18 protein-coding genes and 1 pseudogene are annotated in these 18,130 nt (G+C 72.4%); 6 read left to right on the top strand and 13 right to left on the bottom strand.

What is annotated here, in order from left to right; all coding sequences use genetic code 11:
- Nucleotides 1-20: 20 nt before the first annotated feature.
- From J2N69_RS07775 to J2N69_RS07755, 5 genes are all read right to left on the bottom strand, one after another.
- Nucleotides 21-713, bottom strand: coding sequence for a response regulator transcription factor (locus J2N69_RS07775; protein ID WP_230900078.1), 693 nt, complete (start codon nucleotides 711-713; stop codon nucleotides 21-23).
- Nucleotides 710-1,966, bottom strand: coding sequence for a sensor histidine kinase (locus J2N69_RS07770; protein WP_230900077.1), 1,257 nt, complete (start codon nucleotides 1,964-1,966; stop codon nucleotides 710-712). The genes J2N69_RS07775 and J2N69_RS07770 overlap by 4 nt, the downstream gene beginning before the upstream one ends.
- Nucleotides 1,963-2,976 (bottom strand): hypothetical protein, encoded by a 1,014-nt coding sequence (locus J2N69_RS07765; RefSeq protein ID WP_230900076.1) that lies wholly within the window; start codon nucleotides 2,974-2,976, stop codon nucleotides 1,963-1,965. Before J2N69_RS07765 ends, J2N69_RS07770 begins: the two co-directional genes overlap by 4 nt.
- 76 nt (nucleotides 2,977-3,052) lie before the next feature.
- Complete coding sequence (locus J2N69_RS07760; protein ID WP_230900075.1) at nucleotides 3,053-3,529, bottom strand: GNAT family N-acetyltransferase; 477 nt, start codon at nucleotides 3,527-3,529, stop codon at nucleotides 3,053-3,055.
- A 3-nt stretch (nucleotides 3,530-3,532) separates the two neighbouring features.
- Complete coding sequence (locus J2N69_RS07755; protein ID WP_230900074.1) at nucleotides 3,533-4,306, bottom strand: IclR family transcriptional regulator; 774 nt, start codon at nucleotides 4,304-4,306, stop codon at nucleotides 3,533-3,535.
- Between the two features lie 172 nt (nucleotides 4,307-4,478).
- On the opposite strand from J2N69_RS07755, the gene J2N69_RS07750 reads away from it, so the two are divergent.
- The gene (locus tag J2N69_RS07750) at nucleotides 4,479-6,011 is read left to right on the top strand and encodes an aldehyde dehydrogenase (NADP(+)) (RefSeq protein ID WP_230900073.1); all 1,533 of its coding nucleotides are present in this window, start codon (nucleotides 4,479-4,481) and stop codon (nucleotides 6,009-6,011) included.
- 56 nt (nucleotides 6,012-6,067) lie between these two features.
- Here J2N69_RS07750 and J2N69_RS07745 read toward each other — a convergent pair whose 3' ends face one another.
- Entirely contained in the window at nucleotides 6,068-7,210 is a 1,143-nt protein-coding gene (locus J2N69_RS07745; RefSeq protein WP_230900072.1) for a Gfo/Idh/MocA family protein, read from the bottom strand.
- Nucleotides 7,211-7,273: 63 nt separating this feature from the next.
- Here J2N69_RS07745 and J2N69_RS07740 point away from each other — a divergent pair, with 63 nt between their 5' ends.
- From J2N69_RS07740 to J2N69_RS07730, 3 genes are all read left to right on the top strand, one after another.
- Nucleotides 7,274-7,654, top strand: a complete 381-nt coding sequence (locus J2N69_RS07740; protein ID WP_230900071.1) for a winged helix-turn-helix transcriptional regulator — start codon at nucleotides 7,274-7,276, stop codon at nucleotides 7,652-7,654.
- A gap of 82 nt (nucleotides 7,655-7,736) precedes the next feature.
- Nucleotides 7,737-8,459, top strand: a complete 723-nt coding sequence (locus J2N69_RS07735; RefSeq protein WP_230904627.1) for a DsbA family oxidoreductase — start codon at nucleotides 7,737-7,739, stop codon at nucleotides 8,457-8,459.
- Between the two features lie 20 nt (nucleotides 8,460-8,479).
- A complete protein-coding gene (locus J2N69_RS07730; protein ID WP_230900070.1) occupies nucleotides 8,480-9,544 on the top strand; it encodes an aminotransferase class V-fold PLP-dependent enzyme in 1,065 nt (354 codons plus the stop codon).
- 22 nt (nucleotides 9,545-9,566) lie between these two features.
- On the opposite strand, the pseudogene J2N69_RS07725 reads toward J2N69_RS07730, so the two are convergent.
- Nucleotides 9,567-10,064, bottom strand: a pseudogene (locus J2N69_RS07725) (MarR family winged helix-turn-helix transcriptional regulator); the annotation flags it as partial.
- 148 nt (nucleotides 10,065-10,212) lie between these two features.
- Here J2N69_RS07725 and J2N69_RS07720 point away from each other — a divergent pair.
- The gene (locus J2N69_RS07720; protein WP_230900069.1) at nucleotides 10,213-11,274 is read left to right on the top strand and encodes an alkene reductase; all 1,062 of its coding nucleotides are present in this window, start codon (nucleotides 10,213-10,215) and stop codon (nucleotides 11,272-11,274) included.
- Nucleotides 11,275-11,342: 68 nt separating this feature from the next.
- On the opposite strand, the gene thpD is transcribed toward J2N69_RS07720, so the two are convergent.
- The 6 genes from thpD to J2N69_RS07690 form a co-directional block, all read right to left on the bottom strand.
- Nucleotides 11,343-12,245 carry an ectoine hydroxylase gene (thpD, locus tag J2N69_RS07715; RefSeq protein WP_230900068.1) on the bottom strand — a complete coding sequence of 301 codons (903 nt, stop codon included), beginning with the start codon at nucleotides 12,243-12,245 and terminating at the stop codon, nucleotides 11,343-11,345.
- A gap of 50 nt (nucleotides 12,246-12,295) precedes the next feature.
- Nucleotides 12,296-12,700, bottom strand: coding sequence for an ectoine synthase (locus J2N69_RS07710; protein ID WP_219687406.1), 405 nt, complete (start codon nucleotides 12,698-12,700; stop codon nucleotides 12,296-12,298).
- A gap of 53 nt (nucleotides 12,701-12,753) precedes the next feature.
- On the bottom strand, nucleotides 12,754-14,025 hold the full coding sequence (ectB, locus tag J2N69_RS07705) for a diaminobutyrate--2-oxoglutarate transaminase (protein WP_230900067.1): 1,272 nt from the start codon (nucleotides 14,023-14,025) through the stop codon (nucleotides 12,754-12,756).
- Nucleotides 14,026-14,110: 85 nt separating this feature from the next.
- Nucleotides 14,111-14,671, bottom strand: coding sequence for a diaminobutyrate acetyltransferase (gene ectA / locus J2N69_RS07700; protein WP_230900066.1), 561 nt, complete (start codon nucleotides 14,669-14,671; stop codon nucleotides 14,111-14,113).
- 450 nt (nucleotides 14,672-15,121) lie between these two features.
- Nucleotides 15,122-15,649 carry a DinB family protein gene (locus J2N69_RS07695; RefSeq protein WP_230900065.1) on the bottom strand — a complete coding sequence of 176 codons (528 nt, stop codon included), beginning with the start codon at nucleotides 15,647-15,649 and terminating at the stop codon, nucleotides 15,122-15,124.
- A 110-nt stretch (nucleotides 15,650-15,759) separates the two neighbouring features.
- Nucleotides 15,760-16,860, bottom strand: coding sequence for a pyridoxal-phosphate-dependent aminotransferase family protein (locus J2N69_RS07690; RefSeq protein ID WP_230900064.1), 1,101 nt, complete (start codon nucleotides 16,858-16,860; stop codon nucleotides 15,760-15,762).
- A 145-nt stretch (nucleotides 16,861-17,005) separates the two neighbouring features.
- Between J2N69_RS07690 and J2N69_RS07685 the strand changes: the two genes are divergently transcribed.
- Nucleotides 17,006-18,100: an amidohydrolase family protein gene (locus tag J2N69_RS07685; RefSeq protein ID WP_230900063.1), complete on the top strand. Its 1,095-nt coding sequence runs from the start codon at nucleotides 17,006-17,008 to the stop codon at nucleotides 18,098-18,100.
- Nucleotides 18,101-18,130: the final 30 nt, after the last annotated feature.

Below are 18,130 nucleotides of genomic sequence, written 5' to 3'. Positions count from 1 at the left end.
CGGCCGGTCTCCCGGCAGCCTCAGTCCGTGTTCATGAAGCCGGCCTCGTAGGCCGCGATCACCGCCTGTGTGCGGTCCCGCGCGCCCGTCTTGGCGAGGACGGACGCCACGTGCGTCTTCACCGTCGCCGCGCCCACCCCCATCCGCCCGGCGATCTCCGCGTTGGTCAGCCCCGCCGCCATCAGCCGCAGCACCTCGCTCTCCCGGCCGGTGAGCCGCGCCACCCAGGCGGGCGGCGCGGGCTTGGCGCGCCCGTGCTCGGCGGCCAGGGCGCGCACGGCCGAGGGGAACAGCAGCGAGTCGCTGTGCGCCACGATGCGCACGGCCTGCACGAGGGAGTCCGCGTCCGCCCGCTTCAGCAGGAACCCGGCGGCACCCGCGCGCAGCGCCTCGTACACGTACGCGTCGTTCTCGAAGGTGGTCACGACCACGACGCGCGGCGGGCGCGGCATCGCCCGCAGGATCTGCTCGGTGGCGCGGATGCCGTCGATCTCCGGCATGCGGACGTCCATCAACACCACGTCGGGCGCCAGCTCCCGCACGACCGACACCGCCTCGGCACCGGTCGCCGCCTCGCCGACGACCTCGATGTCCGCCTCGGCGGAGAGGATCGCGCGCAGCGCGGTACGCACCATGCGCTCGTCGTCGGCGAGCACGACCCGCAGGGCGGGCGCGCCGGTGGGGGCGGCGGTGGTCGTCATGCGCGTCGTCATGCGTGTCCCTTCAGCGGAAGTCGTACGTGAAGTCGCCAGGCGCCGTCCTCCGGGCCGGCCGAGGCCGTGCCGCCGAGCAGCCGGGCCCGGTCGGCGACGCCGCGCAGGCCGTGGCCGCCACCGGGGCGCGAGGCGGGGGAGCGGGGCGGCAGCGGGTTCACGGCCGTGACGGTGAGGTCGGGGCCGTCCAGGGCGACGCGCAGGGTGACATCGGTCTCCTCGCCGCCGTGCCGAAGGGCGTTGCTCAGCGCCTCCTGCACGATGCGGTACGCCTCGCGGGAGACCAGTGGGGGCAGGCCGGCGGGGTCCATGTCGACGGTGGCGCTCACCCGCAGGCCGCCCGCCCTGGTGCGGCGCAGCAGGCCGTCCAGGTCGGCTTCGAGGGTGGGCGCGGGCGCCGCCGAGCGGGCGTCGCCCGCCTCCCGCAGCACGCCGAGGACCGCGTCGAGTTCGCCGACCGTACGGCGCGTGGTGTCCTCGATGGCGGCCAGGGCCTCGCGGACGAACTCCGGGTCGTGGTCGAGGACGCGGCGGGCCGCGCTCGCCTGGAGGGTGACGGCGCTCAGCGCGTGCCCCACCGAGTCGTGCAGCTCGCGCGCCAGGCGGTTGCGCACCGCGAGGTCGGCGGCCCGCTGCTCGGCGGCGGCGAGCCGGTCGGCGGGCGTGGGCCCGAGCAGCTCGGGCGCCCAGCGGGCGAGGAGCCCGCCGGCCGTGGCCGCGCACGCCGCGAGCGCGGCCAGCGACGCACAGCCGATGACCGGCGAGAGCGCCGCCATCCAGGGTTCGCCGAAGACGTCGGGCAGCCCGATGTGGCTGTCCCCGAACACGACGAAGAACGGCAGCGCGATCAGCACGCACGCGAACGGCGGCAGCGCGAGCGACATGCCGCTGATGATCCCGCCGAGGCCGAGGTGGAGCGCGAACCAGGCGGCGGTCCGCCCGCGTGCCACCCGCCCCCGCGCGGGCCCCTCGGCGAGCGAGTCGTCCGGCACCGCGCACAGCGCCCGCACGGCGGCCACCGACATCGGCCGGGTCAGCGGGAACAGCGCGGTGATCGCGGCGAGCGGCAACCCGGCGGCGAAGGAGGCGAGTTGGGAGGAGAGCGACCCGAAGAACCGGTCGTCGCCGATGAGCGGCCCGACGATCACGGAGCCGACGAACACGTACGGCATGGCGAGCGCGCCGCCCAGGATCAGATGGACCCACCGGCGGCGCGTCCGGCGCCCGAACAGGGCGCTGGCGAGGGTGGTCACGCCGAGGAACCCGCCCGCTCCTTGAGGAAGCGCACCCCGACGGCGGCCACGAGCGTTCCGATGATCATGTGCACAGCGTAGGTCAGGAGCATGACGGCGGTGGGCTGCTTCGTGGCGTCGCCGAGGCTCATGAGCGAGCCGAACACCAGCCAGCCGCCCCAACAGCCCACTGCGCCCGAGCCCAGCCAGGCCAGCGCGAGCGGCACCTTCACCGGCAGCCCGGGCCCCCACCGGAACGCGAGGATCAGGGCGCCGGCCACGGCCATGGCGAGGTAGAGCACGTTCAGGTACTCCAGGACGTGGAAGTCGGAGCCGCGTTCCTCGACGCGGCCCGCGTTGAGCCCGGTGGCGGAGCCGGTGGCCCACAGCAGGTGCAGGGCCGCGGGGAGGAGCGCGAACACCGCGGCCGTGACGGCGGTGGCCCGCCCGCCGAGCCGCCGGGCGCGCGGCAGGTCCCGCACCCGCCCCCGCCACAGGTGGCCCCACCGGTCCCTGGTGTAGAGGACGAAGAGGGAGCCGAGCGCGACGCCCTGGACGATGAAGCCGACGTAGACGACGCCGAAGACCCACGCGTCGAGGAAGGGCTCGGCCGAACCGCCGCTCGTGGCAGGGGAGTCGGCACCGCCGACCGCCCCGACCAGCTGCGTCAGCGGGAACCCGGCCATGATCGGCACGAGCAGCCCGCTCGCCGCCCACATCGGCGGGACGAGCAGCCGGGCCGGTGTCCGCAGCCCCCAGGGGCGGGTCAGCAGCAGGACGAGCACGATGACGGCCGCGTCCATCAGGACGGTCAGGGCGTTGGCGAAGAGCATCGGCGCGCGGTGGTCGAGCAGCGGGCTTCCCTCGGGGATGCCGAGGTGACTCCCGCCGATCCAGGCGACCTTGAGCGCGAGGTAAGGGACGCAGGCGGCCATGGCGAGGAACCGCAGCGCGCGGCGGGCTCGGCTCGGCGCGGGGGAGACCGGCCGCGGGGCGGCGGCCGGGGGCGGGACGGTCAGCGGTCGGATCATGACCTCACGGTCCCGCCAGGAGGGCCCGCCGCACCTCCTGCGCCGCGACGATCCGCCTCCCCCGCGCGGCGGAGACTCAGCCGCCGTCCAGGACGAGGACCACCTCGTCGATCTCCGCCCCGCGCGCCGCCGCGTACCCCCGGTCGGTCGCCGTCTCCCGGAAGCCGCACTTCTCCAGGACGCGGAGCGAACCCGCGTTGTCCGCCGCCGCGCGGGCGTGGAGGGGGCGCTCCGGGACCAGCGCGAGCAGCGCGCGCAGGGCGGCGGTGGCCAGGCCGCGGCCCCAGTACGCGCGGTCGATCCAGTACGTGACGTGGCGCTCGGCCGGGTCGCCGTACACCCCGGCGTTGCCCACCACGTCCCCGTCGGCGAGGACCGTGCGGACGACCGTGCCGGGGGAGGTGCGCATCCTCGTCCAGTGCGCGTCGAACCGACCCCACTCGACGGGGTCCTCCGGCGTGAACGCGGCCATGTGCCGGGACACGGGATCGCTCATCTGCCGGTAGAAGACGGGCAGATCACTGTCGTGCACCGGGCGCAGGCTGACATCCATGCGTCAGAGCCTACGAGTTGCCAGTGTCAGCCGGTCGCGCGCGTCGAACAGGGCGTCCTTGACCATCTGTTCGTGGGCGGGCGTGAGCCGCGCCACCGGCACCGAGCAGCTGATCGCGTCCCGCGCCGGGGTGCGGTAGGGGATGGCGACACCGAAGCAGCGCAGGCCGAGCGTGTTCTCCTCGCGGTCCACCGCGAAGCCCTGCTCGCGCACCGTGTGCAGCTCCTCGATGAGTTGCTCGCGGTCGGTGATGGTGTGCTCGGTGAGCGCGGGCAGCGCCTTTGGGAGCAGCTTGCGGATCTGCTCGTCGGTGTGGGTGGCGAGCAGCGCCTTGCCGAGTGAGGTGGAGTGCGCGGGCAGCCTGCGGCCCACGCGGGTGAAAGGGCGGAGGTAGTGCTGGGACTGGCGGGTGGCGAGGTAGACGACGTTCGTGCCGTCGAGCCGCGCCAGGTGGATGGTCTCCGTCGTGTCGTCGGAGAGCCGGTCCAGGGTCGGCCGGGCGGCGGCCACCACCTCGTCGCCGTCGATGTACGAGGTGCCGACCAGCAGGGCGCGGACGCCGATGCCGTACCGCGTGCCGGTCGCGTCCGTCTCCACCCAGCCCAGCTCGACGAGGGTGCGAAGGAGCATGTAGAGGCTCGACTTCGGGTACCCGACGGCTTCCTGGACGGCGGCCAGCGAGTGCATTCCGGGGCGGCCCGCGAAGTACTCCAGCAACTCGACCGTACGCACCGCGGACTTGACCTGCGCACCGCCTCCGGTCTCGCCAGTCGACATCGCCCTTGACCCCTCAGTTCGCCGAGAAATACTCTCCGAAGCCTCCGGTCGTTCACGAACAGAGACGGCGTTCAGTATATCGAACGACCCGGGGGAGTGGCATACCTCCGGCCGACGTGCGGCCGGACGTCAGGCCTTATCTCTGGCATCACTTCTGGAAAGGGAATCCGCGGTGGCAGCAGCACCAGTCTGGAGTGTCGACCCCCGAACCGGGAAGCAGCGTGAGCGGGTTGCGGTGGAAGCTACGGCCGAGGAGGTCGACCGCGCGGTCCGCGCCGCCCGGGACGCGGCGCCCGCGCTCGCCGACCGCGCGGTCCGCGCCGCCTTCCTGCGCACCGCCGCCGACCTGCTCCAGGAGGCGAAGGACCAGCTCGTGGCGGCGGCGGACGCGGAGACCGCGCTCGGCCCCGTCCGGCTCACCGGCGAACTCGCCCGCACCTGCTACCAGCTGCGGGCCTTCGCGGACACCGTCGACGAGGGCGCCTTCCTCGGCGTCGTCATCGACCACCCCGACGCGTCCGCGACCCCGCCCATCCCGGACCTGCGCCGCTACAAGATCCCGCTCGGCGTCGTCGCCGTGTACGCCGCGTCCAACTTCCCCTTCGCCTTCTCCGTGCCCGGCGGCGACACCGCCAGCGCGCTCGCCGCGGGCTGCCCCGTCGTCGTCAAGGCCCACCCCGACCACCCGGGCACCTCCGAGCTGGTCGCCTCGGTGCTGCGCCGGGCCGCCGCGGCGCACGGCATCCCCGAGGGCGTCCTCGGCCTCGTACACGGCTTCGAGGCGGGGGTGGAGCTGGTCAAGCACCCGCTGGTCGCGGGCGCCGGGTTCACCGGCTCCATCCGCGGCGGACGCGCCCTCTTCGACGCCGCCGCCGCCCGTCCCGTGCCGATCCCCTTCCACGGCGAACTGGGCTCCCTCAACCCCGTCGTCGTCACCGAGGCCGCCGCCGCCGAGCGCGCCGAGCAGATCGGCACCGGCCTCGCGGGCTCGATGACGCTCGGCGTCGGCCAGTTCTGCGTCAAGCCGGGCCTGGTCCTCGCCCCCGAGGGCGCGGGCGGCGACCGGCTCGTGAAGTCCCTCACCGAGGCGGTCGGCGCCACCGAGGCCGGGGTGCTCCTCGACCACCGGATGCGGGACAACTTCGTCGCCGGGGTGCGCGAGCGCGCCGCACTCCCCGACGTCGAGGCCCCGGTGACCCCGGGCGCCGGCGGCGAGCACACCGTCAGCGCCGGCTTCCTCACCGTCCCGGCCGCGCGGTTGGCGGGCGAGGGGGCGCACGACCTGCTCCTGGAGGAGTGCTTCGGCCCGGTCACCGTCGTCGCGCGCTACACCGACGACGCGGAGATCACCGCCGTCCTCTCCCGGCTGCCCGGCAACCTCACCGCGACCGTGCAGCTCTCCGCCGACGAGGCGGCGGGCGTGAGCGACCGGGGCGCCGCACTGCTCGCCGAGGTCACCCCGCTCGCCGGGCGCGTACTCGTCGACGGCTGGCCCACAGGCGTCGCCGTCGCACCCGCCCAGCACCACGGCGGCCCCTACCCCGCCACCACCTCCACCTCGACGTCCGTGGGCGGCACGGCCATCGAGCGCTGGCTGCGCCCGGTCGTCTACCAGAACACCCCCGAGCCCCTGCTCCCCCCGGAACTGCACGACGCCAACCCACTGGGGCTGCCGCGACGGGTGGACGGGCGGCTGGAGCACTGACCTCGCGCGGGCTCAGGGCTGCGGGCTCGGGGTCGCGGGCTCGGGCGGGTGAGACCTCACACCGTCACCCGGCCCCCCGTGGCCGCCGCCCGCCCGATCGCGTCCAGCAGCCGATGGCGCCGTACCGCGTGCGCGAAGTCCGGGGTGTGCTTGGTGCCCTCCGTCAGGTCGGCGAGGACCCGGGCGTATTGCGCCCCCACGTTGTACGCCACTTCGTACGACGGCACCCCGCGCAGCTCGTCCAGCTCCGGCACGCCGAAGTGGTGTTCCGGCACGGGCAGTGCGGTCAGGCCCGTCTCCGCGCCGCGCCCGCCGCGCACGGTCACCGCCGCCTGCTGGAGGTGACCGGAGTCGCCCGTGACGACGAGGTCGCCCTCCGTGCCGTTGATCTCCCAGTGGAAGTCCGTGCCGCGGGAGAGCCCCGACCGGAAGTGGGCCGAGACGACGGCACCCGACTCCAGGCGCCCCGACACGGCGATCTGGTCGGCGGCCGTCATCGCCGCGGCGCGCCCCGTGCCCGCCTCGCGCACGACGGGCCGCCGCGTGGCCAAGGTCGCGGAGACCTCGGTGAACTCCCCGAGCGCCATGGTCACCGCGTCGACGGTGTGCCCGAAGGGGATCGTGAGCATGGTCGCGCCATTGCGCTCGTCCAGCAGATACGCGCCGCTCGGCTCGAAGACCGGCCCCCACCCCCGCCCCGAGGCCACCAGACTGGTCGACAGGACCTCGCCCACGTAGCCGTCGGCGACCAGCTCCCGGACGTACCGGACGGCGGGTGCCGAGCGGGCCTGGAGCCCCACGAACGTCCGCACCCCCGCCCGCTCCGCGGCCGCCGCCAGCTCCTCGGCCTCGGCGAGCCCGTTGCCGAGCGGCCACTCGGAGAGCACCGCCTTGCCCGCGCCGAGCGCGGCGAGGATCACCTCGCGGTGGAGCGGCACGCGCACGCTCACCACGACGAGGTCGACCTCGTCGCTGCGGACGAGTTCCTCGCTCGACCCGAAGGCCAGCGGTACGCCGTACTTCTCGCCCGCCGCCCGCGCGGACGCCTGGCTCGACGCGGACAGGGCACGCAGCTCGTACCCCTTCAGGGTGGACAGCGCGGGCAGGTGGGAACGGGGAGCCCAGCCGCCGCGGGCGGACAGGCCGACGAGGCCGACACGGATGGGCGAGCCCAGGGAGGAAACAGCGGTGGAAGTCATGATCGGGACGGTAGGGCGGACCGCCTGGTTACCCGCAAGGGACGTAACTATATTTTGGCAACCATGACTGGTCAGCCCCTCAACGACCCCTCCGGCCCCGCTGCCCGGCCGCACGACATCTACGGCCTCCTCTGCCCCGGCCGCGCGGTCTTCGAGCTGCTCGTGCACAAGTGGACGGGCCTCGCCATCACCGCCCTGGCGGACGGCCCGCGCCGCTTCGGCGAGCTGCGCCGCAAGCTGGAGGGCGTCAGCCCCAAGGCGCTCACCCAGACCTTGCGCCGCCTGGAGGACCACGGCCTGGTCCTGCGCACGGTCCACGCGGAGGTCCCGCCCCGCGTGGAGTACGAACTGACCGAGCTGGGCCGCGGCGCCCTGGAGCCACTGGCCCACCTGCGCACCTGGGTCAGGGCCAACACGGGAAAGTTCACGGCGGCGGGGGAATGAGCCGCTTTGCCCGTACGTTGACGCCGTGAGCGGAGGCTCCCTCCGCACCCACCTGACGTACGACCTGAAGAGAGCCACACACATGCGCGTCGAGATCTGGAGCGACATCGCCTGCCCCTGGTGCTACGTGGGCAAGGCCCGCTTCGAGAAGGCCCTCGCCGCCTTCCCGCACCGTGACGGCGTCGAGGTCGTGCACCGCTCCTTCGAGCTGGACCCGAACCGCGCCAAGGGCGACTCCGGGCCGGTCGTCCCGATGCTCATGCGCAAGTACGGCATGACCGAGGAGCAGGCCCGCGAGGGGGAGCGGCGGCTCGGGGAGAACGCCGCCGCCGAGGGGCTCGACTACCTCACCGAGGGCCGCGACCACGGCAACACCTTCGACATGCACCGCCTCCTGCACCTCGCCAAGGAGCGCGGCAGGCAGGACGAGCTGATCGGCCTGCTCTACCGCGCGAACTTCGCCGAGGAGCGGTCGGTCTTCGCGGACGACGAGCGCGTCGTCGAGGTCGCCGTCGAGGCGGGCCTGGACGCGAACGAGGTGCGGGCCGTCCTCGCCGACCCCCAGCAGTACGCCGAGGACGTCCGAGCCGACGAGCGCGAGGCCGCCGAACTGGGCGCGAACGGCGTGCCGTTCTTCGTCCTCGACCGGAAGTACGGCATCTCCGGCGCCCAGCCCGTCGAGGTCTTCACGCAGGCGCTGCACCAGGCATGGGGCGAGCGTTCGCCGCTGACCACCCTCGCGGGCGCCGACACCGGAGACGACGTGTGCGGGCCCGACGGATGCGCGGTTCCGCAGAACGGCTGAACGGTATAAGAGTTGACCCCATGGCGATCACCACGGGGATCAACGACATCCGTCGCAGCGAGTTCGCGCCCACGTCGGCGTATCTGAACACGGCGAGCTGCTGTCTGCTGCCGCGCCGGGCGGCCGAGGCCGTGGGCGCGCTCGTGACCGAACTCGGCGAGGGCAGGCCCGGTGGGGCGGGGGACTTCGAGGCCGTGGACGTGGCCCGGGCCGCCTTCGCGCGGCTCGTCGGCGTGGACCCGGGGCGGGTGGCCACCGGCGCCGCCGTCGCCACGCACGTCGGGCTGATCGCGGCCTCGCTGCCGCCCGGCGCCGAAGTCCTCATACCCGAGGGCGAGTTCGCGTCCGCCGTGAACCCCTTCGTCGTACGGGGCGACCTCCGGCCGCGCTATGTGCCGCTGGAATCCCTCGCCGAGGCCGTGCGGCCCGGCACCGCGCTCGTCGCGTTCTCCGCCGTCCAGTCGGCCGACGGCAGGACCGCGGATCTGGCGGCGGTGCGCGAGGCCGCGGCCGCGCACGGCGCGCGTACGCTCGTCGACGCCACACAGGCGGTGGGCTGGCTGCCGTTCGACGCGGCACTGTACGACTACACCGTGACCGGCGCCTACAAGTGGCTGCTGTGCCCGCGCGGCACGCAGTTCCTCACGGTGAGCGAGGCGGCTCAGGAGTCCCTCGTGCCGCTGCACGGCGGCTGGCTCGCCTCCGCCGACGGCTGGTACTCGACGTACGGACCGCTGACCGCGCTCGCCCCGGACGCACGGCGGTTCGACGAGGGCCCCGCCTTCCTCGCCTACCACGGGGCGGCGGCCGCGCTCGCGGTCCTGGAGGAGGCGGGGGTCGAGGCGGTGCACGCCCACGACACGGCCCTCGCCGCTCGCTACCGCGCGGGGCTCGCGGAACTGGGCCATGCCCCGGTGCCCGGGACGTCCCCCATCGTCGCCGTGCCCGGCCTCGGCGGGCGGCAGCCGGAGCTGGCCCGCGCCAAGGTCGTCACCTCCGCCCGTGCCGGGCATCTGCGGGCGTCGTTCCACCTGTACAACACGGAGGCGGACGTGGACCGGCTGCTCGACGTGCTGTCCGGCTGACGGCGGTCCGTCGCGCCGGCCCTCAGCCCTCCGCGGCCCGGCGCTCGGGGCAGTCGGCCGTCTCCGTGCAGAGGTTCGTCTCCACCCGCGTGAGCAGCCGCAGCAGCGTGGCGCACTCCTCCTCGTCCAGGCCGGCGAGGGTGTGACCCTCCAACTCGCCCCAGGCGCGCTCCACTTGGGCCAGCAGACCGCAGCTGGCGTCGCTGGCCTCGACCAGCACGGCCCGGCGGTCGGCCGGGTCGGGTCGGCGGCGCACGTGTCCGGCCTGCTCCAGGCGCTGGAGCATCTTCGTGACCGTCGAGGGGTCGAGTTCGACGGCCTTGATCAGTTCGGACTGCCGCACCGGACCGGCGTCCCACAGGTGCATCATCACGAACTCCTGGCCGGGGTAGAGGCCGACCCCCTTCAGGGCCTTGCCCGCCGCGATGCGGTGCAAGCGCGCCACCCGGCTCAGCGCGTGGCTGACGGGGCCCGCCTCGGCGACCGCGGGGAGCCCGGGGGGACAGGCGGGGTCGGCCGGTCCGGTCGGGGGGTGTCGGCCTTCATCATGCGCTCCTGCTGGTCACTGGACGTCTTTCGAAAGATTACCTTGGTCGGCCAAGAAATGGGTTACAGTGAAGCCCGGCCAGTTGGTTGGCCGACCACATAAATCCTGCTCGGGAGTCACGATGACCACTGCGTTCGATCCGATCGACCTGTCCGGCGCCACGCTCTCCAACCGCATAGCCATGGCTCCCATGACGCGAAGCCGTGCAGGTCAGGGCGGTGTTCCCACCGATCTGACGGTCGAGTACTACGTCCAGCGGGCCTCCGCCGGTCTGATCATCAGCGAGGCGATCCAGCCTTCTGTGGTCGGCCAGGGATATCCGGCCACCCCGGGTCTGCACAGCGCCGAGCAGGTCGCCGCCTGGCGCAAGGTCACCGACGCCGTGCACGCGGCCGGAGGCAGGATCTTCGCCCAGCTCATGCACGCGGGCCGCATCGGCCACCCGTCCCTGCTCCCGGACGGCCTGGTCAACGTCGCCCCCTCGGCCATCCCCGCCCAGGGCCAGGTCTACACCGCCGAGGGCCCCCAGGACTTCGTCACCCCGCGCGAGCTGACCGATGCCGAGATCCGCGCCACCATCACCGACTTCGCCACCGCCGCGCGCAACGCCGTCGACGCCGGCTTCGACGGAGTCGAGCTGCACGGCGCCAACGGCTATCTGATCCACCAGTTCCTCGCGCCCGGCACCAACCGGCGCACCGACGAATGGGGCGGCTCCGTGGAGAACCGCCTGCGCTTCGCCGTGGAGGTGACCAAGGCCGTGGCCGCCGAGATCGGCGCCGCCCGCACCGGCTTCCGCGTCTCGCCCGGCAACCCCTTCAACGACATCACCGAGCCCGACCCGGAGCCGGCGTACACCGCCCTGGCACGGGAGCTGGCCGCGCTCGACCTCGCGTACCTGCACGTCATGGAGGTCGGTGAGGTCCGTGAGCTGACCACCCGGCTGCGCAAGGAGTTCGGCGGCACGCTCATCCTGAACCCGCAGACCGAGGGCCCCACCGGCCACGACGCGCTCGCCCTGGTCGAGGACGGCACGGCGGACGTCCTCGCGTTCGGCGCGCTGTTCCTCGCCAACCCCGACCTGCCGGCCCGCCTGAAGGCCCAGGGCCCGTACAACACGCCCGACCCGGCGACCTTCTACGGCGGCACCGAGAAGGGCTACACGGACTACCCCGCGCTGTAACACCGGCAGAACGACGGTCGGCCCGGCACCCACGGGGGGTGCCGGGCCGAACCGCGCCTGGGATCAGGTCACTTCACCGGGGTGAAGTCCCGCGCCCCGATGAACTCGGGCCTGCGCACGGGCGCCGCGAACGGCTCGACCGCGGTGTTCTCCACGCTGTTGAAGACGATGAAGACGTTCGACCGCGGGTACGGGGTGATGTTGTCCCCGGAGCCGTGCATGGCGTTGCAGTCGAACCAGGTGGCGGAGCCCGCCTCGCCGGTGAAGAGCCGGATGCCGTGGTCGGACGCGAGGCGGGTCAGCGTCTCGTTCGACGGGATGCCCGCGTCCTGCATCTGGAGCGACCGCTTGTAGTTGTCCTTCGGCGTGGCGCCCGCACAGCCGAGGAACGTCTTGTGCGACCCCGGCATGATCATGAGGCCGCCGTTGGTGTCGTGGTTCTTCGTCAGCGCGATCGACACCGAGACGGTGCGCATGTTCGGCAGGCCGTCCTCCGCGTGCCAGGTCTCGAAGTCCGAGTGCCAGTAGAACCCCGAGGCCCCGAAGCCCGGCTTCACGTTGATCCGGGACTGGTGGACGTACACGTCCGAGCCGAGGATCTGCCGGGCGCGGCCCACCACACGCGGGTCGGCGGCCAGCTTGCCGAACAGTTCGCTGATCTTGTGCACCTCGAAGATCGAGCGGATCTCCTGCGAGCGGGGCTCGACGATGGAACGCTCGTCCGCGCGCATCGCGGGGTCGTTCATGAGCCGTTCCAACTCGGCGTGGTACACGCTGACTTCGTCCGGGGTGATCAGCTGGTCGATGGCCAGGAAACCGTCCCGCTCGAACCCCGCCAGATCCCCGGCCGCGATGGGCCCCTCGGCACCCGGCTCGGACCACACCACCGGGTCCTTGCGCTCGATGAGGACCTCTTCGGCGCCTCGGGTCGGGTACAGGTCAGTGGTGGTGCGTTCGGGTGCGGTGGTCATGGTGGTGCCTGCCTCTCCTCTCGTACGGCCCTGTGCGGGATGTCAGCCGTTCAGACCGGGTCCGGCTCCGTGAGCAACGGGTACACGCCGTTCTCGTCGTGGTCCTCACGACCGGTGACGGGCGGGTTGAAGACACACAGGCAGTGGAAGTCCTCCTTGATCCGCATGGTGTGCTTCTCGTGCCCGTCGAGCAGATACATCGTGCCCGGGGTGATCGTGTACTTCTCGCCGGTCGTGTCGTCGGTCAGCTCGGCCTCGCCCTTGGTGCAGACGACGGCCTCGATGTGGTTGGCGTACCACATCGACGTCTCCGTCCCCGCGTACAGGATGGTCTCGTGCAGGGAGAACCCCACGCGCTCCTTGGCGAGGACGATGCGCTTGCTCTCCCAGGTACCCGACTTGGCCTTCACATGCCGGTCGGTGCCTTCAATGTCCTTGAACGAACGGACGATCACGGTGTGGTGGTTCCTTTTCTCTTACGGGGTGAGGGGCTCGGACTCGCGCTCGCTCAGGCGGTCTCGCGGACCGCGCGGGCCAGCGTGCGCAGCCCCTCGTCCAACTCGTCCGGGGTGATCGTCAGCGCCGGAAGGAGCTTGACGACCTCACCCTCGGGGCCGGAGGTCTCGATGAGCAGGCCCAGTTCGAAGGCCCGCTTCGCCACGGCGCTCGCCCGGTCCTTGTCGAGGAACTCGATGCCCCAGACCAGGCCGCGGCCGCGGAACTCCTTGATCTCGGCACGGTTCTCGTCGACGATCGCGGTCAGCGCCTGCTCGACCTGTTCGCCGCGGGCGCGCGTCTGCTTCTCCATCGCCGAACCGTCGGTCCAGTACGTCTCGAGCGCGGCGGCGGCCGTGACGAACGCCGGGTTGTTGCCGCGGAAGGTGCCGTTGTGCTCGCCCGGCTCCCACACGTCCAGCTCCGGCTTGAACAGGCAGAGCGACATCGGCATGCCGTAGCCGCTGATGGACTTGGACACCGTCACGATGTCCGGCGTGATGCCCGCCTCCTCGAAGGAGAAGAACGCGCCGGTACGGCCGCAGCCCATCTGGATGTCGTCGACGATCAGCAGCATGTCCCAGCGCTCGCACACGTCGGCGAGCTTGCGCAGCCACTCGGCGCGGGCGACGTTGATGCCGCCCTCGCCCTGCACCGTCTCGACGATGACGGCGGCGGGCTGGTTGAGGCCGGAGCCCTGGTCCTGAAGGAGCCGCTCGAACCATATGAAGTCGGGCGTCTGGCCGTCGAGGTAGTTGTCGAACGGCATCGGCGTGCCGTGCACCAGCGGGATACCGGCGCCCGCCCGCTTGAAGGCGTTGCCGGTCACCGCGAGCGAGCCGAGCGACATGCCGTGGAAGGCGTTCGTGAACGACACGATCGACTCGCGGCCCTTGACCTTGCGGGCCAGCTTCAGCGCCGACTCCACGGCGTTGGTACCCGTCGGACCCGGGAACATGACCTTGTACGGCAGGTCGCGCGGGCGCAGGATGATGTTCTGGAACGACTCCAGGAAGGCGCGCTTGGCGGACGTCGACATGTCGAGCCCGTGCACGACGCCGTCGCGCTCCAGGTAGTCGATGAGCGCGCGTTTGAGGACCGGGTTGTTGTGGCCGTAGTTGAGTGAGCCGGCCCCGGCGAAGAAGTCGAGGTACTCGTGGCCGTCTTCGTCGTACATGCGGCTGCCCTGCGCGCGGTCGAAGACCGTAGGCCAACCGCGGCAGTAGCTGCGCACCTCCGACTCCAGGGTCTCGAAGACGCTCAGGTCGGGCTGGGTGATGGTCACAGCGGATCTCCTGGGAGATGGAAAGACGTGGAAGTGGGGGGTTCGGACGTGCGGGGGGAGGGGGTGGTGGAGCGTGGGGCGGGGCTCAGTGCCCGGGCGCGCTGATCGGGCCGATGCGGTAGAGCACCTCTGCCTCATGCCCGTCATCAGGGAAAAGACCCGCGTCGAAGAGGATCTTCCGCTCGACCGACGCGCCGTGCCGTCGCGCGTAGGAGAGGAAGAGCCGCTCGGAGGCCGTGTTGTCCGGCGTGATGGTCGTCTCGATCGCGGTCAGCTCGCGTTCGGCGGCGACCTTCGCGGTCAGCCCGTCGAGCAGGGCGCCGGCGAGGCCGCGGCCGCGCTGCTCGTGGTCGACGGCCACCTGCCACACCAACAGGGTGTCCGGGCGCTCGGGGCGGATGTAGCCGGTGATGAAACCGGCCGGCTCGCCGTCGGCGCCCCGGGCCACCACCGAGGTGGCCGCGAAGTCGCGGCACCACAGCAGGTAGCTGTACGAAGAGTTGAGGTCCAGCACCTTGGAGTCGCGGGCGATCCGCCAGATGGCGGCGCCGTCGGCGACGGCCGGGCTGTCGAGTCGCAACCCCTCCGGCATTTCCAGGAATTTCGCTCGCAGGTCGGTCGGTAGATCGGCTTGTGCAGCGGTCATGCGGAGTGAATTTACCGAGCAATTTCTTGAATTGCATCGGGGGAGGGGGTTACGTGCGAGCCTCTTATGTGTTATCGCGCGTAGGTGTGCGCACGCATGAGAACTCTGAGGTTTGTGGTGATTTGACCGTGTCATACCCCGCAAAACGGGCGCGATGTGGAGTGCGTCACATGGTTGAAACCTGGTCGAGACGCGTCCGAATTACGGAGTTTGATGCTGATGAAATCTTAGTGTTTAGGACCGCGGGAAGCGGGCAGAAGAAGGCGGGAAGCTGAGCAGATAAAGACGCGGATAAAGAATTCGTGAGAATGCGCGGACGGCTGGGTGAACGAATGGGTGGGGGAGGCTCGGGATGCGCGGCAATTGCGCGCCCGATTCACGTCCTGACGCGCGCGATGCACGCCCTGTCGCGCCCGGTTCATGCCCTGTCGGATGCCTGTCGGGCGCCCGTCACGATCCCGTCGCGCCGTCGATGCGCTCCCGCAGGAGATCCGCGTGCCCGTTGTGGCGGGCGTACTCCTCGATGAGGTGCAGCATGATCCAGCGGAGGCTGACCTCGTGGTCACCGCCCACGACCGCCGCCTCCTCGGCACCGAGCCGCCCCGTTTCGTCGAGCGACCGCCCCGCGCAGATCTCCCGGTTCACGGCGACCTCGCGCTCCCACACCGCGAGCACCTCGGGGAACGTCTTCGACCGGTCCAGGGTGAAGCCGCCGGGCGACCCGCCGTAGAGCAGCGGAACCATGCGCCCGGCGAACACCCGCTGAATCCAGTTGCGTTCGACCTCGGCCAGGTGCTGCACCAGGCCGAACAGCGACAGCGCCGAGGGCTCGACGGGCGTCCGCAACGCCTGCTCGTCGTCGAGCCCCGCGCACTTCACGGCGAGCGTCGCGCGGTGCAGGTCGAGCCAGCTCGCCAGCATGGCCGGCTCATCGGCGGTCAGCGGCGGGATGCGACGGCCGTCCGGAAGCGTGGTCATGTCAGGCACGGTGCCACGGGGCGGGGCGCGGGGGAAGAACGCCTCCGGGGAAGGGGGCGCCTCCAGGTAAGAGGTTGTGGCGAAGAGCGCCTCCAGGGAAGGGGTGCGGGCTACCCCCAGGCCTGCGTCACCGCGCGCCGCGCCGCTTCCAGGTCGACCGTGAGGCCGGCCTCGCCCATCGCGGCGCCCAGGGCCGCGAGGCACGCGTGCACGACGCCACGGGTGGCGTCCGGGCCGTAGTGGTTGACCCGGATCATCTCCTTGGCCAGCGCCCCGCCCCCGGCGACCAGCGGCAGCACCGGGTCGGCGGCCAGCGCCTTGGCGACCAGCTCCGAGGCGTCGGTGCCCGAGGGTGCCCGCAGGGTGGTGGCGACCGGGGCCGCGTCCCGCGCCTCGTACACATACGGCTCCAGGCCCCCACCGAGCGCGAGCGCGCCCGCCCGGGTCGCCGCGGCGGCGGTGGCGTGCCGTGCCATCAGGGCGTCCAGGCCCTCCGTCTCGATGCGCTCCACGCACGCCTCCAGGGCCAGCATCTCCAGCTGGGCGGGGGCGTGCAGCAGCGCCTTGCGGCCGCCGTCGATCCAGCGCTCCTTCCAGTCCAGGAGGGAGAGGTACGAGCGGCGCGGCGCCTGCGGGTTCGCGGCGATCCGCTGCCAGGCCCGCTCGCTCACCGACACCGCCGAGACGCCCGCCGGGCCGCCCATCGCCTTCTGCGCGCCGATCACGCACAGGTCCACGCCCCACGCGTCCGGCAGCAGCGGTTCGGCGCCGACCGAGGCGACCGCGTCCAGCATGAACAGCGCACCGTGCTCGCGCACGACCTCACCGATCTCCGCGACCGGGTTGGTGTTGCCGGTCGCCGCCTCGGCGTGCACCAGCGACACGAAGTCGATGCCGGGGTGCTCGGTGAAGGCCTGGCGCACCTGCTCGGCGGTGACGGCCGTGTGGAAGGGCACGGCGAGGTCGACGACGGTCGCGCCGCAGTCCCGCAGCCAGTTCCCGAAGGTCTGGCCGTACGGCCCGGTGATCACGTTCAGCGCGGTCGTGCCGGGCCGCGCGGCGCCCCGGATGCACCCCTCCAGGGGCAGCAGCGCCTCACCCTGCATGATCACGACGTCCTGCTCGGTGGCCAGCAGCCCGGCCACCCGCGCCTCGATGGCGGCGAAGTGCTGGGCGCTCAGCGGCGCCAGGTCCAGAAAGGGATGCGTCACAGTACTGCTCACACCACTGCTCACGTCACTGCTCACTTCGCTCACGAGTTCGTACGGCCTGCGGTACGAGCGTACCGAGCACCCCGTGGCCGGGCGCCCCCAGCGCCCCGTACCGCCCGCCGGGAGCGACTCCTAAGCTGCTGCCATGAGTGATCACGCGGTGCTGCACGTGAAGGGGCGGGTGCTCGTCGGGCCCGAGGACGTACGGGACGAACTGTGGGTCGTCGGGGGCCGGGTGACGTACGACCGGCCGGTCGACCCGGCGGCACAGACCGTGACCGTCGAGGGGTGGGCGCTGCCCGGCCTGGTCGACGCGCACTGCCACGTCGGCCTGGACGCGCACGGCCCGGTGGACGCCGCCACGGCCGAGAAGCAGGCGCTGACCGACCGGGAGATCGGCGCCCTGCTCCTGCGGGACGCGGGTTCCCCGTCCGACACCCGCTGGATCGACGACCGCGAGGACCTGCCGAAGATCATCCGGGCGGGCCGGCACATCGCGCGCACGCGTCGCTACATCCGCAACTACGCCCACGAGATCGAGCCCGACGACCTCGTCGCGTACGTCGCCCGGGAGGCGCGGCGCGGCGACGGCTGGGTCAAGCTCGTCGGCGACTGGATCGACCGCGAGGCCGGTGACCTGACGGCCTGCTGGCCGCGCGAGGCCGTCGAGGCCGCGATCGCCGAGGCGCACCGGCTCGGCGCCCGCGTCACCGCCCACTGTTTCGCCGAGGACTCGCTGAGGGACCTGGTCGAGGCGGGCATCGACTGCATCGAGCACGCCACCGGCCTGACGGAGGAGACGATTCCGCTCTTCGCGGAGCGGGGCGTCGCGATCGTCCCGACCCTGGTCAACATCGCCACGTTCCCCGGCCTCGCCGCCGGCGGCGAGAAGAAGTTCCCCCGCTGGTCGGCCCACATGCGCAGGCTCCACGACCGCCGCTATGACACGGTGCGTTCGGCGTACGACGCGGGCATCCCCGTCTTCGTCGGCACCGACGCGGGCGGCTCCCTGCCACACGGCCTGGTCGCCGCCGAGGTCGCCGAACTGACCCGCGCGGGCATCCCGCCGCTGGCCGCGCTCTCCGCGACGACCTGGGGCGCGCGGGACTGGCTGGGCCGTCCCGGCCTGGCGGAGGGGGCCCCGGCCGACCTCGTGGTGTACGAGGCGGACCCCCGGCAGGACGTACGGGTGCTGGCGGCGCCTCGGCGGGTGGTGCTGAACGGGAGGGTCGTGGCGTAACGGCGGGTTGACCGGGCGTTACGTGGGGGC

Origin of the sequence: Streptomyces huasconensis (assembly GCF_021028635.1) — a bacterium.
Lineage (GTDB): Bacteria > Actinomycetota > Actinomycetes > Streptomycetales > Streptomycetaceae > Streptomyces > Streptomyces huasconensis.
Note: the sequence above shows the minus strand (reverse complement) of the source record. Positions and strands in the feature narration are given on the sequence as shown.